The sequence below is a fragment of the Enterococcus sp. DIV2402 genome, from assembly GCF_017426705.2.
In the GTDB taxonomy this organism is placed as follows: Bacteria; Bacillota; Bacilli; order Lactobacillales; family Enterococcaceae; genus Enterococcus_F; species Enterococcus_F lowellii.
On record NZ_CP147251.1, the window covers coordinates 1,956,087 to 1,971,874 of the forward strand.

At 36.5% G+C, this 15,788-nt stretch carries 15 protein-coding genes; 14 read left to right on the forward strand and 1 reads right to left on the reverse strand.

What is annotated here, in order from left to right:
* Positions 1 to 16: 16 nt before the first annotated feature.
* The 6 genes from DOK78_RS09450 (at position 17) to DOK78_RS09475 (ending at position 5,482) form a co-directional block, all read left to right on the forward strand.
* Positions 17 to 796 carry a dihydroorotate dehydrogenase electron transfer subunit gene (locus DOK78_RS09450; RefSeq protein ID WP_207940592.1) on the forward strand — a complete coding sequence of 260 codons (780 nt, stop codon included), beginning with the start codon at positions 17 to 19 and terminating at the stop codon, positions 794 to 796.
* Positions 796 to 1,728 (forward strand): dihydroorotate dehydrogenase, encoded by a 933-nt coding sequence (locus tag DOK78_RS09455; RefSeq protein ID WP_207940591.1) that lies wholly within the window; start codon positions 796 to 798, stop codon positions 1,726 to 1,728. The genes DOK78_RS09450 and DOK78_RS09455 overlap by 1 nt, the downstream gene beginning before the upstream one ends.
* On the forward strand, positions 1,725 to 2,441 hold the full coding sequence (gene pyrF / locus DOK78_RS09460; protein ID WP_243430445.1) for an orotidine-5'-phosphate decarboxylase: 717 nt from the start codon (positions 1,725 to 1,727) through the stop codon (positions 2,439 to 2,441). The genes DOK78_RS09455 and pyrF overlap by 4 nt, the downstream gene beginning before the upstream one ends.
* Positions 2,442 to 2,444: 3 nt before the next feature.
* The gene (gene pyrE, locus DOK78_RS09465) at positions 2,445 to 3,077 is read left to right on the forward strand and encodes an orotate phosphoribosyltransferase (protein ID WP_243430443.1); all 633 of its coding nucleotides are present in this window, start codon (positions 2,445 to 2,447) and stop codon (positions 3,075 to 3,077) included.
* Between the two features lie 83 nt (positions 3,078 to 3,160).
* Positions 3,161 to 4,711, forward strand: a complete 1,551-nt coding sequence (locus tag DOK78_RS09470) for a histidine kinase N-terminal 7TM domain-containing diguanylate cyclase (protein WP_243430441.1) — start codon at positions 3,161 to 3,163, stop codon at positions 4,709 to 4,711.
* Between the two features lie 90 nt (positions 4,712 to 4,801).
* Positions 4,802 to 5,482 carry a carbonic anhydrase family protein gene (locus DOK78_RS09475; protein ID WP_207940656.1) on the forward strand — a complete coding sequence of 227 codons (681 nt, stop codon included), beginning with the start codon at positions 4,802 to 4,804 and terminating at the stop codon, positions 5,480 to 5,482.
* Between the two features lie 281 nt (positions 5,483 to 5,763).
* Here the strand turns inward: DOK78_RS09475 and efbA are convergent, their stop codons facing one another.
* The gene (efbA, locus tag DOK78_RS09480) at positions 5,764 to 7,458 is read right to left on the reverse strand and encodes a fibronectin-binding protein EfbA (RefSeq protein ID WP_207940590.1); all 1,695 of its coding nucleotides are present in this window, start codon (positions 7,456 to 7,458) and stop codon (positions 5,764 to 5,766) included.
* Between the two features lie 191 nt (positions 7,459 to 7,649).
* On the opposite strand from efbA, the gene DOK78_RS09485 reads away from it, so the two are divergent.
* From DOK78_RS09485 to aroC, 8 genes are all read left to right on the forward strand, one after another.
* The gene (locus DOK78_RS09485; RefSeq protein ID WP_339076096.1) at positions 7,650 to 8,240 is read left to right on the forward strand and encodes a hypothetical protein; all 591 of its coding nucleotides are present in this window, start codon (positions 7,650 to 7,652) and stop codon (positions 8,238 to 8,240) included.
* A 336-nt stretch (positions 8,241 to 8,576) separates the two neighbouring features.
* Positions 8,577 to 9,596 (forward strand): tryptophan ABC transporter substrate-binding protein, encoded by a 1,020-nt coding sequence (gene trpX / locus DOK78_RS09490; protein ID WP_207940588.1) that lies wholly within the window; start codon positions 8,577 to 8,579, stop codon positions 9,594 to 9,596.
* The gene (locus tag DOK78_RS09495; RefSeq protein WP_207940587.1) at positions 9,593 to 10,477 is read left to right on the forward strand and encodes an ABC transporter permease; all 885 of its coding nucleotides are present in this window, start codon (positions 9,593 to 9,595) and stop codon (positions 10,475 to 10,477) included. The genes trpX and DOK78_RS09495 overlap by 4 nt, the downstream gene beginning before the upstream one ends.
* Positions 10,477 to 11,241, forward strand: a complete 765-nt coding sequence (locus tag DOK78_RS09500; protein ID WP_207940586.1) for an ABC transporter ATP-binding protein — start codon at positions 10,477 to 10,479, stop codon at positions 11,239 to 11,241. Before DOK78_RS09495 ends, DOK78_RS09500 begins: the two co-directional genes overlap by 1 nt.
* A 359-nt stretch (positions 11,242 to 11,600) precedes the next feature.
* Entirely contained in the window at positions 11,601 to 12,467 is an 867-nt protein-coding gene (gene aroE, locus DOK78_RS09505) for a shikimate dehydrogenase (RefSeq protein WP_207940585.1), read from the forward strand.
* A gap of 33 nt (positions 12,468 to 12,500) precedes the next feature.
* Positions 12,501 to 13,520, forward strand: coding sequence for a 3-deoxy-7-phosphoheptulonate synthase (aroF, locus tag DOK78_RS09510; protein ID WP_207940584.1), 1,020 nt, complete (start codon positions 12,501 to 12,503; stop codon positions 13,518 to 13,520).
* Between the two features lie 30 nt (positions 13,521 to 13,550).
* Complete coding sequence (aroB, locus tag DOK78_RS09515) at positions 13,551 to 14,606, forward strand: 3-dehydroquinate synthase (RefSeq protein ID WP_207940583.1); 1,056 nt, start codon at positions 13,551 to 13,553, stop codon at positions 14,604 to 14,606.
* Positions 14,607 to 14,617: 11 nt separating this feature from the next.
* Positions 14,618 to 15,784: a chorismate synthase gene (gene aroC / locus DOK78_RS09520; RefSeq protein ID WP_207940582.1), complete on the forward strand. Its 1,167-nt coding sequence runs from the start codon at positions 14,618 to 14,620 to the stop codon at positions 15,782 to 15,784.
* The last annotated feature ends 4 nt before the right edge of the window (positions 15,785 to 15,788 follow it).

Consider the following 15,788-nt stretch of genomic DNA (forward strand, 5'->3'; position numbering starts at 1 on the left):
AAGGGAAAATCAGCACATGAAACAGGAGTTAATGGAAATTACTGCACAACGATTATTAGCACCACGAATTTATGAAATGACTTTAAAAGGGGCACTGGTTGAACAGATGGAAGTTCCTGGTCAATTTTTACATCTTCGTGTACCACAAAATGATTTGTTGTTACGCAGACCAATTAGTATCAATGATATCAATCATGAAGAAGGAACTTGTCGCATTATTTATCGGGTAGAAGGTGATGGCACACGAGTATTTTCTGAAATGAAAGTAGGAGATAAACTTGATGTAATGGGGCCTTTAGGCAATGGTTTCCAACTTTCTGAACTTCATGCAGGAGATACAGCATTTATCGTAGGTGGAGGAATCGGAATTCCTCCACTTTACGAGCTGTCTAAGCAATTAATCGCAAAAGGTGTCACACCTGTTCATTTTTTAGGCTTTGCTTCAAAAGAAGTAATGTATTATGAAGAAGAATTTTTGGCATTAGGTGACACGTATATTGCCACAGACGATGGTAGTTATGGAACGCATGGACATGTCGGGCATTTATTAGCACAGATGATGGAACAACCCAATGCTGTTTTTTCTTGTGGTGCAAATGGGATGTTACGTGCCGTGGAAAGTCGTTATTTAGGTAAGATAGCGAACGTCCAATTATCCTTAGAAGCAAGAATGGCATGTGGAATGGGTGCTTGTTATGCCTGTGTTTGTCATTTACAAGAAGATGAAAGTGGTCAGAAAAGTGTGAAAATTTGTGATGAAGGACCTATCTTCCCAGCTGGAAAGGTGGTATTATAATGTCCAACCCCCTAGCTATCCGTTTACCTGGTTTGGAACTAACCAATCCAATTATGCCCGCAAGTGGCTGTTTTGGCTTTGGAAAAGAATATGATACGTATTATAATATTGATAAACTAGGTGCTGTTATGATTAAAGCAACAACTCCTGAAATTCGTTTTGGAAATCCGACACCGCGTATTGCGGAAACGCCTAGTGGAATGCTTAATGCAATCGGATTACAAAATCCTGGATTAGAAACTGTGATGACGGAAATTTTACCTGATTTGCAAATCAAACATCCAGATTTACCGATTATTGCGAATGTCGCAGGTTCTAGCCAACAAGATTATGTTGAAGTATGTCGTGAAATATCCAAAGCACCAAATGTCAAAGCGATTGAATTAAATGTTTCTTGTCCGAATGTAAAGCATGGTGGTATCACATTTGGAACTGATCCAGATGTAGCATATGAATTAACAAAGGCAGTTAAAGCTGTTTCTCAAGTGCCTATTTATGTCAAATTATCACCAAATGTAACCGATATTGTCCCCATCGCTAAAGCTATTGAAAATGGTGGAGCCGATGGTTTTACGATGATTAATACATTGTTAGGCATGCGTATTGATTTGAAAACACGTAAGCCAATTTTAGCAAATCAAACAGGTGGTTTATCTGGACCAGCAATCAAACCAGTGGCCATTCGTTTAATTAATCAAGTTGCTAATGTATCAACACTGCCAATTATCGGAATGGGTGGTGTGATGACGGTGGATGACGTGTTAGAAATGTATCTAGCAGGAGCCAGTGCAGTTGGTGTAGGGACGGCAAACTTTACGGATCCGTATATTTGTCCAAAATTAATTGATGAATTACCAAAACGAATGGCCGAACTGGGAATTTCATCACTAGAAACATTAATTAAAGAAGTGAGAGAGGGCAGAAATCAATGATCGAAAGACCAATTATTGCTTTAGATTTTCCATCAAAAAAAGAAATTGAAAGCTTTTTAGCCAAATTTCCTGCTGACGAAAAATTATTTGTCAAAGTAGGTATGGAGATTTTTTATCAAGAAGGGCCAGCAATTGTACGCTGGTTAAAAGACTTAGGTCATGATATTTTCCTAGATTTAAAATTGCATGACATTCCCAATACAGTTGAGCATGCAATGAAGGGATTAGCAAAATTAGGTGTAACAATCACCAATGTTCATGCGGCTGGTGGAATCGAAATGATGGCAGCAGCTAAACGTGGCCTAGCTAGTGGAACAAAATCTGGCGAGCCTGTTCCGCAACTAATTGCAGTGACGCAATTAACCTCAACTGGGGAGGAACAAATGCAAAAAGAACAATTAATCTCAGCAACATTGGAAGAAAGTGTGTTAAATTATGCGAAATGTGCTGAAAAAGCTGGACTTGACGGTGTGGTTTGTTCTGCACTAGAAGCTGCGAAAATTCATGAAGCAACTTCTGACGAATTTATGTGTTTAACACCTGGTATTCGTCCAAGTGGAGCGGCTGTAGGAGATCAAAAACGCGTGGTTACACCAGCATTAGCACGAGAAATTGGTTCAAGTGTAATTGTTGTTGGTCGACCAATTACCCAAGCAGATGATCCAGTAGCAGCATATCATGCTATTAAAAATGAATGGAATGGAGAAAAATAATTAATGACAACAATTGAAACGACAATCGCAAAAGACTTATTAGATATTGAAGCAGTATTCTTAAACCCTAATGACCCATTTACTTGGGCAAGTGGGATTAAAAGCCCAATTTATTGTGATAACCGCATTACAATGAGTTATCCAAAAGTTCGTAAAGCAATTGCACAAGGATTAGCTGATAAAATTAAAGCGACGTATCCAAATGTTGAAGTAATTGCCGGAACCGCAACTGCTGGGATCCCTCATGCAGCTTGGGTAGCAGATATTTTAGATTTACCAATGGTTTATATTCGCAGCAAAGCAAAAGACCATGGTAAAGGCAACCAAATTGAAGGCCGTATTACAGAAGGTCAAAAAATGGTTGTTATTGAAGATTTAATTTCAACAGGTGGTAGTGTTTTAGAAGCTTGTGAAGCAGCGAAACGTGAAGGTGCAGATGTTGTAGGTGTTTCAGCTATCTTTACTTATGAATTACCAAAAGGTGTAGCGAATTTCGAAAAAGCTGGAATTGCTTTAACAACGTTAACAAACTATTCTACTTTAATCGAAGCTGCATTAGCTTCAAACTACATTAAAGAAGATGATGTAGAATTATTAAAAGCTTGGAAACAAGACCCAGAAAACTGGAATAAATAAGAAAACAAATAAGAATAGTTGGAAAATCGCGCTTAAGTAGAATATTAAGCGCGATTTTAGCCTATAAAGGAAAGTGAAGATCAATGATGGGGTTATCTGAATTCCCCGTATTAGTCAGTTTTATTTCAATTTTTATTTCGATAGGTATGCTTTTATATTCGTTGAAATATCGAAAAGCAGAAAATTCGTATTTTTTTATTTTATTGTCTCTACAATTATTTCTTTATATATTTGGTTATTTCTTAGAATTGGTGTCAGATAACTTCTATGAAGCCTTTTACAGCGTTCGTATGCAGTATATGGGATTTCCATTCATTCTATCAAATAGTTATTTATTTTTAAGAGATATTTTTGGGCAAAAAAAAGTTACGAAGTTTCAGTTGTTTATTTTGTTTATTTTTCCCATGATAAGCTCTATAGGAATGCAAACATATCCGTATCAACGTCTTTTTTACGAAGATGTACAGTATGTTTCGAATACTATTATTGCAAACGCGCAAATCACACCAGGACCACTGTACCACATTCATGTTGTCTATCAATATTGTGTTACAGTTTGTATTTTAGGCTTATTATTTGAAGCGTTTTTTGGCGACAATTCTTTAATGAAAAAACAAAGTGTGCCTTTATTAATTGGTTTTTCTTTACCAATTTTTACCTCAGTCATTTATGTGATGGCTGAAACAGATAAGGTGCGTTTTGATTATACGCCTTTAGCGACACTTGTTACGATTGTCATGTTGATTTATTCTTCGAACAGTCATAATCTTTTACGAGTCATGCCTATTGTTAAAGATCAAGTGATTGATACAATGGCAGATGGATTTATCGTATTTAATAAGAAAAAACACTATATTGATGCGAATACTTCTGCGAAACACATTTTTCCAGAATTAAATAAAGTGAGTGCAGGAGAAAGTATTCCACTCTTAGAACAGCTCTTAACCAATAAACAAATCGTCGTTTTTGTTGATGAGATTGAACACATTTATGAAGTCTCGCAAATTCAAGAAATTACCAATTTTAAACAAGGCGGATATTATATTGTATTACATGATGTTACAGAAAAAGAACAATTACTAAAGGAATTACACGTACAAGCGACGATGGATTACTTAACAGATATTTATAATCGAAGAGCATTTTTTGACAAGGCAGAGCAATTACTGATAAAAAATCAAGAAGATACAGGAAATATAGCATTACTTTTGGATATTGATAATTTCAAACAGATTAATGATCGTTATGGACATCCCTGTGGAGATAAAATATTGCAAATTTTATCTTATGAAATGCGTCAAAGTATGCAAGGATTTCAGCAGGCTGTGTTCGGTCGATATGGAGGGGAAGAATTTTCTTTTTTATTCACTTCGATTGATATTGAACAAGCAAAAGTAATAGCTGAAATGCTTCGACAAAAAATTTCTGAAACTGATTTTACATGGGTAAATCAAAAAATTGAAGTCACAGTTAGCATTGGTATTAGTGTTTCCAATGAAAAAGAAAAAATATCATTAGAAGACTTACTTTTACAAGCAGATGTGGCATTATACGAAGCTAAAACAAAAGGACGAAATCAAGTTTGTTTGTATAAAAATACACAAGAAATGCACATAAATTCAAGTGCAAAATGATTTTCTTTTTATTTGAAATTTGCTAGCATAAAAAAATGAGTGATTATAACACTCATTAAAGGAGGAAATTCATTGAAGAAAAAAAGGAATATGGACGTGGAATGGAGCTACTCTGGAGCTAATGGTCCAGAACATTGGCACACCTTATGTGATTGGTACGCTGAAGGAGCGAAATATCCTTATCAATCACCAATTCATCTGATTCATGATGAAACACAAGACATTGGCGATGAAATTCTTTCTTTCCACTATAAAAAAGAAAAATTTACCGAAAAAGAATTCAAAAACACTATCCATTTTGTACCCTACAACACAGAAAGTTATGTTGTTTTCAAAGGCGTCGAATATCATTTGACAGATATTCATTTCCATATGCCTAGCGAACATGTCATTGATGACACACAAACAGAATTAGAATTTCATTTAGTGCATACAAATGCAAACCAAGAAAACTTAGTAGTAGGAGTCTTGTTTAATTTAACAGACAAATTAAATTGGATTTGTAACGATCAAGATGATAGTATCTGGGATTTTGATCATCATATCCAATGGTTCGATCCATCAATTTTCTTACCAGAAAAACACAGTCATTTCCATTATGTAGGCTCGTTAACAACGCCTCCAACCAAAGGACCTGTGAATTGGTTTGTCTTTGATACAATCGGAGAGATGAGCCGCTTGTTTATTGAAGAGTTTCGTGAAGAAGTGTTAGAAAACAATAATCGTCCGCTACAAAATAAAAAAGATCGTCCGATTTACTACAGTAAATAAAGAGAAGAAACAGTCATTAAGTTGGCTGTTTCTTTTTTTTAGAAGGAAAGAAACTATTATCGCATACGCGATATAGAAATAAAGAGAATTAATACATACAAATCGCCTATTCGAACTATTATTGCATTTAAAATAATCCTATCAAAATCAATCCACCCTCACCAAATTTAGCAAAAATTGCACTTCAATAAAACCCACCCAGCAACAACATCAACAAACATCCTTCAGATTCTAAATACGTAAAAAAACCTCTCATTACACATCGTAATAAGAGGTAATAGCTATTTTTTCAATTTTAGTACATTTTCTTCATATGGAGTGACATAATAAGTCGTTTGATTTTCATAAATCACATAACCAGGTTTGGCACCATTTGGTTTACGAATATGTTTCACTTGAACGAAATCAACGGGAACTTGTGCTGAATAACGATATTTTGAGTAATAAGCTGCGATTTCGGCAGCTTCTAAAATTGTTGTTTCGGATGGTTCATTGCTACGAATAATGACATGTGATCCAGGAATATCTTTTGCATGTAACCAATAATCGGTTTTACGCGCAGTACGTAAAGTTAATTGGTCATTTTGTAAATTATTTTTCCCAACTAGAATTTCTGTACCATCCGAAGATAGAAAGTGTTCAGGTTGTGATTTTTTCTCTTTTTTCCTTGTTTTCAGATTGCGATTTTTTAAATAGCCTTGCTCAACTAACTCTTCACGAATCACATGAATATCCATAGGTCCTGCTAATTCCAGTTGCGATAAAATCGATTCTAAATAAGTTAATTCTTCTTTGGTCTCACGGATTTGTTCTCCGATTAATTTTACAGCATTACGTAATTTTTGGTAACGTTGAAAATATTTTTGGGCATTTTGATTGGGTGTTAATGCTGGATCAAGTGCAATTTCTATTAAACGGTTCTCGTCATAATAGTTTTCTAATTGAACAGCAGTAGCACCTCTAGGAACTTGCGTCATAAATGTGGTTAGCAGTTCGCCTTTTTGACGAAATTCTTCAGCATTTTCTGAATCGGCAAGTGTTTGTTGTCGTTTTTTTAATTTTAATTGGTTTCGTTTGTATTCATTTTCAACTTTTTTTAACAGCTCACTGCCTTGTTGTTTGACTCGATCACGCTCAGCTTTTTCATGGTAAAAAGCATCTAAGAGTGTGCTTAAAGAAGGATACGTTGTCAGTTCAATACCATGTAAAGAAGGATAAAGAATCGGTGTGAAGAATTCTTTTTGTTCGGTTTGAATATAGGTTGGTACTGGCGCTTGCAACTCGTTAAAAAATGCTTGCCATACTGGAAGTTTTTCATTAGGTTTTTCGTTTAAACGAGCGGCTAATTCGTCAGCAGTATCTTTTCCTAATCCTTGGAACCGTTGCTGTAAAGCTTTGCCATTTAGTTCAGGAAGTGTAGATAGCTTTTCAAAAATTTGCGTATCGCTGGCTGTAAATGGATTTAAGGTATCTTGCTTAGGAGGAGCGATATATTCCGCACCAGGCAGCAATGAACGATAGGTGTTATGTGCACTACCGATATGCTTAATCGCATCTAAAATTTTACCAGTCTCTTTATTTAAGAGTAAGACTGTGCTATGGCGTCCCATTAGCTCCACAACTAAAACAATTTGCTGCAAATCACCTAATTCATCTCGTTTTTTAAAATTAAAATGTAATACACGATCATTATCCAACTGTTCAATTTGTTCTAAAATAGCACCGTCTAAATATTTACGAAGCATCATAACAAAATTAGGTGGAGTGTCTGGATTTAAGTAGTTCATCGAAGTTAATTGAACACGTGCATAATTTGGATGAGCTGATAATAACAATTTATGATTTTTTCCTTTTGAACGAATGATTAAGACGATTTCATTCTCATAGGGTTGTTGAATTTTATTGATTCTTCCATGAATCAGTTCTTCGGATAACTCTTTTACCATTAAATGGGTAAATACACCATCAAAAGACATCGTTTATCCCTCATTTCTTAAATAGTCTTTCTCCATTATAGCTAAAATACTTCAGAAAACAAAGAGGAAGATAGCGTGAGGAAAATTCAAAAAATATTAGAAAAAAACAAGTGATTTAGGAACTTACTTGACGATTGTGTTGTTTAATTGCTAGTATTTTAGTATAGTTAAAAGATAATTTACTAAAGCGGGTGTATCCATTGAAAACGATTAAAATGATAGCAGAAACGATCTTGTTCCAACTGCAAGAATCATGGATAGAATTTGGCTATGCAGTCAATGCCAATCGTAAGAAAACTCTTATCCGAATAGTGATTACGGCAGTTTTAATGGGCGCATTAACCTTAGCCATGCTGACAGCAAGTCCTATGATTCGGAAAGCGCAAATCGATCAACTGATTATTAATGAATTACCAACAGAACAAATTATTCCTTTTTCTTATGAGCAAGGCGATCGAGAAATTAAGAATAAAGCAGCTATTTCAGTCATGTTTACCAAACCTAATGGCGAACAATACGATGACGTGATGGCTTTGTTGAGTGAAAAAAGCGATGAATTGAATCGGAAATTTTATTATTATCCTATTGTTTATGATGCAGACGTATTGAAACAGCAATACAATGTAGAGCCAGACAAAGTTACGTTTATTTTCTTTCAAAATGGTGTTGAAAAAAATCGTTTTACGCTGGATTCGCTAGAAGATGCTGAACAAGACTTGGTTCCTGAATTAAATCGTTTGCCAATGTTTAATATTCAAGCTGCAGAAAAAGAAGACAATTAAAATAAAAAGCTAATTTACTAGTTGACGGATACTAAAGATTACGGTATTCTAATTTCAACATTACTAAAGGAGGAAGTATTCATGAAACTATTTTACGCGTATCAACCAAAAACATGGCAAAACTGGCGTAGATAGTTGTATTAGTGGATGCTTTAATCCATAGATACAACTTTTTAGAGAACATTCTAAAGTGTGTATCTATGTCGGTAAATGAACTTGTAAATATCGCCGCATAGAGGAATAAATCTGTGTGGCTTTTTTGTTGAAGCAATTGCCACGCGCAATTGCTTTTTTTACTTTTAAAAATGTATAACAAAATAGAAATGGGGAGAAAAAATGAAAAATAAAGGGTTAATTGCAACATTAATTGTCATTTTTGTCGTTTTAATTGGCACATTTGCTTTCCAATATGGAAAAGCAAGTGCAGAAAAACCAAAAGGAGCAGACAACTCGGAAAACAAAATTGTCGGAATTTTGCAATTTGTTAGTCATCCCGCACTTGATGCTATTCGTGATGGCATCGAGGATTCTTTAAAAGAGGCGGGTTATATCGAAGGTGAAAATCTAACGATAGAATATCAAAATGGTCAAGCCGATCAAAGCAAGTTAGCGACGATGAGTGAACAACTTGTCAATAAGAAGTCAGATGTTATTGTAGGTATTGCCACACCAGCTGCTCAAGCATTAGCAAATGCCACACAAGATATCCCAATTGTTTTAGGGGCAGTTACTGACCCAGTCGGTGCTAACCTTGTTGCAAATATCGAACGCCCAGGTGGCAATATCACTGGTGTTTCAGACAAAGCACCCGCAGATGAACAAATTCGTTTAGGAAAAGAATTGATGCCCGATGCTAAGACGGTGGGTATGCTGTATTCCTCAACCGAAGACAATTCTAAATATCAAGTGGAAGAAGCCGCTCAAGCAGCTAAAGAATTAGGGCTAGAAGTCAAAACGTATCCAATTCCATCCACAAATGAAATTACACAAACCGTGCAAGTAATGAGCAATGCCGTTGATTTCATCTATATTCCACTCGATAACACTATTGCCAATGCGATGCCAACAGTTGTCGGTGAAGCTAACAAGAAAAAAGTACCGATTATTACGTCAGTTGATACGATGGTTGAACAAGGCGGATTAGGAACTATTGGAATTGACCAATATACTTTAGGTAGAAAAACTGGAGAAATGGTGGTTTCGATTTTAGAAGGAGCAGATCCGGCCACTACACCAATCTACACATTTAAACAAGGGGATGTCATTTTAAATGAAAAACAAGCTGAATTTTTAGGAATTAACATTCCCAAAGAATTAAGAGAACAAGCAAAATTTGTTGGAGGTGACGAAGAATGATTATTTCTTCTATTGGACAAGGGTTATTATGGGGTGTTTTAGGTTTAGGAATTTTTATGACCTATCGAATTTTAAATTTTCCAGATATGACAACGGAAGGATCATTTCCTTTAGGAGGAGCAGTATGTGTGGCAGCCATTGTTCAAGGTATTCCGCCAATTATTGCAACTTTTCTAGGTGTTTTAGCTGGCATGTGTGCAGGGTTGGTGACTGGTTTGTTATATACTAAAGGAAAAATACCAGTCATTTTATCAGGGATTCTGGTCATGTCTGCTTTGAATTCGGTGATGTTGTTTGTCATGCAGACCCCTAACTTATCACTATTAAATCAACCACGAATTTTAGACTTTTTTACAAAATTAAATCTACCAAATCATTACGACACGGTTTTTGTTGGTCTCATTGTCATTTTCTTATTAATTGCTTGTCTGGTATATTTCTTTAATACAGATTTTGGACAAGCATATATCGCAACTGGAGATAACGAATACATGGCCCGTTCTATGGGGATTAAAACGGATCGTATGAAAATTATTGGTTTAGTCTTATCCAATGGCGTCATCGCTTTAGCTGGGGCATTGATTGCTCAAAATGACGGTTATGCCGATGTAAGTAAAGGAACTGGGGTTATCGTTATCGGTCTGGCATCAATTATTATCGGAGAAGTTTTATATGGTGAATTAACTTTTACAGAACGTTTAATAGCCATTGTAGTCGGAAGTATTATCTATCAATTGCTCATCTTGTTAGTTATTCGTTTAGGGTTTGATACGACTTACTTGAAAATTTTCTCAGCAATCGTGTTAACGATGTGTCTATTAATTCCACAATTTAAACAAGCGTTACATCTTAAAACTGATTTTGAAAGAGAGGAAAAATAATGGCTATTTTAGAATTAAAAAATGGAACAAAAATTGTTAATAATGGTCCTAGCGAACAAAAAATTCTGCTAAACAATGTGAACCTCTCGATTAATCAAGGCGAGTTTATCACAGTTTTAGGTGGAAATGGAGCAGGAAAAAGCACGTTGTTTAATAGCATCTCTGGCACAATCCCATTAACTAAAGGACAACTATTTATTCATGATCAAGAGGTGACGAATTTTTCAGAAGAACGTCGTGCCCAGTACATTTCACGTGTTTTCCAAGACCCAAAGATGGGAACCGCACCACGGATGAGTGTGGCAGAAAACTTATTGTTAGCAAAAAATCGTGGGCAAAAACGAGGCTTAAAATTACGTCAACTTAAACAAAATCGTGAGTTGTTCTATTCTTTATGTGCTGAAATCGGAAATGGACTAGAAAATCATTTGGAAACACCTGCTGGTAATCTTTCAGGGGGACAACGACAAGCGTTAAGTTTATTGATGGCAACTATTCAAACCCCCGAATTACTTTTACTGGATGAACATACTGCAGCATTGGATCCTAAGACGTCTAAACAATTAATGGAAATTACTGCTCGCCGTGTCGAAGAGCAACAGTTAACTTGTTTAATGATTACTCATCGCATGGAAGATGCATTGAAATATGGGAATCGAATGATTGTCTTGCAAAAAGGTGAAATTGTTAAAGACTTAAATGCAGAAGAAAAAGCTAAATTAACCTTACCGGACTTGTTGCAATTCTTCGAAGAAATTGTGTAACAGGACAAAAATTAGACAATTTTTAATTTTACTGTTGACAGATTCTAATTAAAACCATATACTAAACTCAATCTTACATCAGTTTGGAGCGATTTTTTATGAAAAATACACGACAACCAAAACTGAATAATTACTACTTTAGCTATTTTAGATAGGTTTGTATTCATGAAACCATGGGTACAAACAGACAGTTTGTATCTATGATGGCTAGAGCGATTCGTATTGATTTTAAGCCACGTAGATCAGGGAAAATCTATGGTGGCTAAGTATAAATTTTCATACTTTTTTTGAGTATTAAAATGTCCACTAGTAGATTTTTCAGCCTACTAGTGGACATTTTTATTGTAAGGAGGAAGCAAGTGGAAAAAACAGCAATTAGTGGCTATACTCGTTTAGTTGGTTTTTTAGCTAGTCCAGCTAAACACAGTATTTCTCCCAAAATGCATAATTTAGCTTTTAAAGAAACAAATACCGATGCAGTTTATCTTGCTTTCGATGTATCAAAAGACGAATTGGAACACGGCATACAAGCGATTCGAACCTTTGATATGTTAGGAGCAAACGTCTCAATGCCTCACAAAATTGCCGCCGTTTCTCATATGGATGAATTAACAGAAGCTGCCGAGCTAATTGGGGCGATCAATACCATTATTCATCGTGAAGGTAAATTAATTGGGCATAATACGGATGGTATTGGTTTTTGTGAAAGCTTACGAGAAAATCAGGTACTCATCAAAAATGAAACCATGACGTTACTCGGCGCAGGGGGAGCAGCAACCGCAATGATTTGCCAAGCGGCTCTTGACGGGATGAAAACCATCCATATTTTTAGTCGTAAAAGCCCACGCTATGAACGGATGCAAGAAAAAATCAAAGAAATTACTGCAAAAACCAATTGTGTGATTACGCTAACAGAACTAAGTGATCAAAATAAATTAGCAACTGCTTTAGCACAATCAAGTTTATTAGTAAATGCGACAAGTGTTGGAATGTCAGACGATACATCGCCAATTAGCGACACATCGTTGCTGCGTAAAGACTTAACCGTCTATGATGCTATTTACAATCCACGCGAAACGTATTTATTAAAACAAGCCAAAACAGCGGGTGCTAAAACCATTAACGGTTTAGGAATGCTTGTGTACCAAGGTGCCGCTGCATTTGAATGTTGGACAGGCAAAAAAATGCCTGTGGAACAAATTAAACCAATTATTGAAAATAGTTAACATTAAAAAGACAAATGAAAGAAGGATAAACAAATGATCGTAATTATGAAACCAGGTGCAACACAAGAGCAAGTAGATGTCGTTATTAAGCGTATTAAAGATAGTGGCTTAGATGTCCAAATTAACCAAGGGAGTGAACAAGTTGTATTAGGTTTAATCGGAGATACACGCAACATTCAAGATGTCGCTTTCCGTAGCTACCAAGGTGTCGATAAAACAGTACGTATCAGTAATACGTACAAATTAACTTCTCGTGAATTCCACCCACAAGATACAGTTGTTGATGTGGATGGAGTAAAAATTGGGGATGGTAGCTTTGTAACAATGGCTGGTCCATGTTCCATCGAAGGTTTAGACCAAATCCGTGAAACAGCTCGTATGGCCAAAGCTGGTGGTGCAAAAATTTTACGTGGCGGAGCTTACAAACCACGTACATCTCCATACGCTTTCCAAGGTTTAGAAGAAGAAGGCTTAAAATACATTCGCCAAGCTGCCGATGAATACGATATGAAAGTCATTACTGAAGTGATGGATGAAGCACATATTGATGTTGTTGCAAAATACAGTGACATTATCCAAATTGGTGCGCGTAACATGCAAAACTTCAAATTATTAGCGGCTGTTGGCCAAACAGGAAAACCAATTGGCTTGAAACGTGGAATTTCTGGAACCATTGATGAATGGTTAAATGCAGCAGAATACATTGCTATTTCAGAAAAAAGCCCAGTTATTTTCATTGAACGTGGAATTCGTACGTACGAAACAGCTACCCGCAATACGTTTGACTTAAGTGCTGTTCCAATCATGAAAAAATTAAGCCATTTTCCAGTTATTGTTGACCCAAGCCATGGTACAGGTGTCTGGGATTTAGTTCCACCAATGGCACGTGCCGGCGTTGCTGCAGGAGCAGATGGAATGATTGTTGAAATCCATCCAGATCCAGCGAATGCTTGGTCAGATGGTCCACAATCATTAAACGAGAAAAACTACTTGAAAATGATGAAAGAAGTCGATGTTATTTTCAATGCGATGAAACAAATTCGTGAAATGTAAAAATAATTAACTTAAGGGATGTGTCAAGAAATGCTAAGGGTAAATTTAACCAATCATCAATATGATATTCAAATTGAACGTCATTTGCTAAAAAAATGTGGACAATGGGTACAAACTTTATGGAAACCACAGCGAATCGCAGTGATTACTGATAGCAATGTTGCCCCACTTTACGGTAAAATGGTAACAGAGTCACTTGAAGCCTGTGATTTTCAAGTAAGCCTCTTTGTTGTACCAGCCGGTGAGCAAAGTAAGTCATTAGAACAAGCAGCAAACTTATATGATTTATTAGCAGAAGATGGGTTCACACGTAGCGATGGTATCATCGCATTAGGTGGCGGCGTTATCGGTGATTTAGTCGGTTTTGTTGCTTCCACATACATGCGTGGCTTACATTTCTTGCAAATTCCAACTACTTTAGTCTCACAGGTCGATTCAAGTATTGGAGGCAAAACAGCCGTCAATACGAAAAATGCAAAAAATTTGGTGGGAACTTTTTCCCAACCCGATGGCGTGTTAATTGATCCAGAAGTATTAAATACCCTAGATGACCGCCGCCTGCGTGAAGGTATTGCTGAAATTATTAAATCTGCTGCAATTGCAGATGAAAATCTTTGGGATTTATTAGCTTCGATGAAAGATGAGTTTGAATTACTTGAACGTGCAGAAGAAGTGATTATTCCTTCATTAAAGGTGAAGCGCACAGTCGTTGAAGAAGACGAATTTGATAATGGTAGCCGTTTGACCTTGAATTTTGGTCATACAATCGGTCATGGAATCGAAAATACTGCAGGTTATGGTGTTGTCAGCCATGGGGAAGGTGTTGCTGTCGGAATGGTAATGATTTCAAAACACGCCGAAGCAATTGGTGAAATGCTTCCAGGTACCACAGAACAATTAATTCAAATGATTGAGAAATTCCATTTGCCAACACAGCTAGAAATCGACTCACAAGCTGTTTATCAAGCGATTACGCATGATAAAAAAGCACGAGGCTCGCAATTAAAGATTATTTTACTTGAAAAAATTGGCCAAGCAAAAATTGTGTCAATTCCAATTGAAACGATGAAAGATTACTTACAATAGGGGGAACTTATATGCGTTATATTACAGCAGGAGAATCACATGGACCAGAACTAACAGCAATTATTGAAGGACTACCAGCAGGAATGCCTTTGTCCGCAGAAGATATTAATCATGAATTAGCACGTCGTCAAGCCGGTTATGGTCGTGGAGGCCGCATGTTAATCGAAACAGACCAAGTACGTATCACTTCTGGTGTTCGTCACGGCAAAACACTTGGCTCACCAGTGACAATGGTTGTTGAAAACAAAGACTGGAAAAACTGGACCAAAGTCATGAGTATTGAAGAAGTGGAAGAAAAACAAAAAAAATTACGTCGTGTTGCTCGTCCAAGACCAGGACATGCAGATTTAGTAGGTGGTATGAAATATCATCATGATGATTTACGTAATGTTTTGGAGCGCTCTTCTGCTCGTGAAACAACGATGCGTGTTGCTATTGGTGCAGTTGCGAAAAAAATCTTATCTGAACTAGGAATCGAAGTAGCTGGCCATGTTACGATGCTTGGTGGCATTAAAGCAACAATTCCAGAAGGGATTACGGTCAGTGAAGTAAAAGCTATTTCCGAAGCTTCGGATGTTCGTGTTGTGGATCCAACAGTCGAAAGCGACATTCGTCAATTGATTGATCAAACCAAACGTAATGGTGATACTATCGGTGGTGTTGTTGAAGTTTTAGTTGGTGGTGTACCAGCAGGACTTGGAAGTTACGTACAATGGGATAAAAAATTAGATGCCAAAATTGCACAAGCAGTAGTCAGCATTAACGCCTTTAAAGGTGCTGAATTCGGTGTTGGGTTTGAAGCTGGTGTCTTACCTGGTTCAAAAGTGATGGATGAAATTTTATGGAACGAAGAAGATGGCTACACACGTCGCAGTAATAATTTAGGTGGTTTTGAAGGTGGAATGACAAATGGTGAGCCGATTGTTGTCCGTGGGGTAATGAAACCAATCCCGACATTATACAAACCATTACAAAGTGTAGATATGGATACAAAACAACCGTATAAAGCTAGTGTAGAACGCTCGGATAGTACTGCTGTGCCAGCAGCTAGTGTAGTTGCTGAAAGTGTAGTTGCAACAGTTGTGGCAAATGAAATTTTAGAAAAATTTTCTAGCGATTCATTTGAAGAGTTGGTTCAAGCTGTCAAAGAATACCGTGAATACTTGAAAAATTACTAAGATG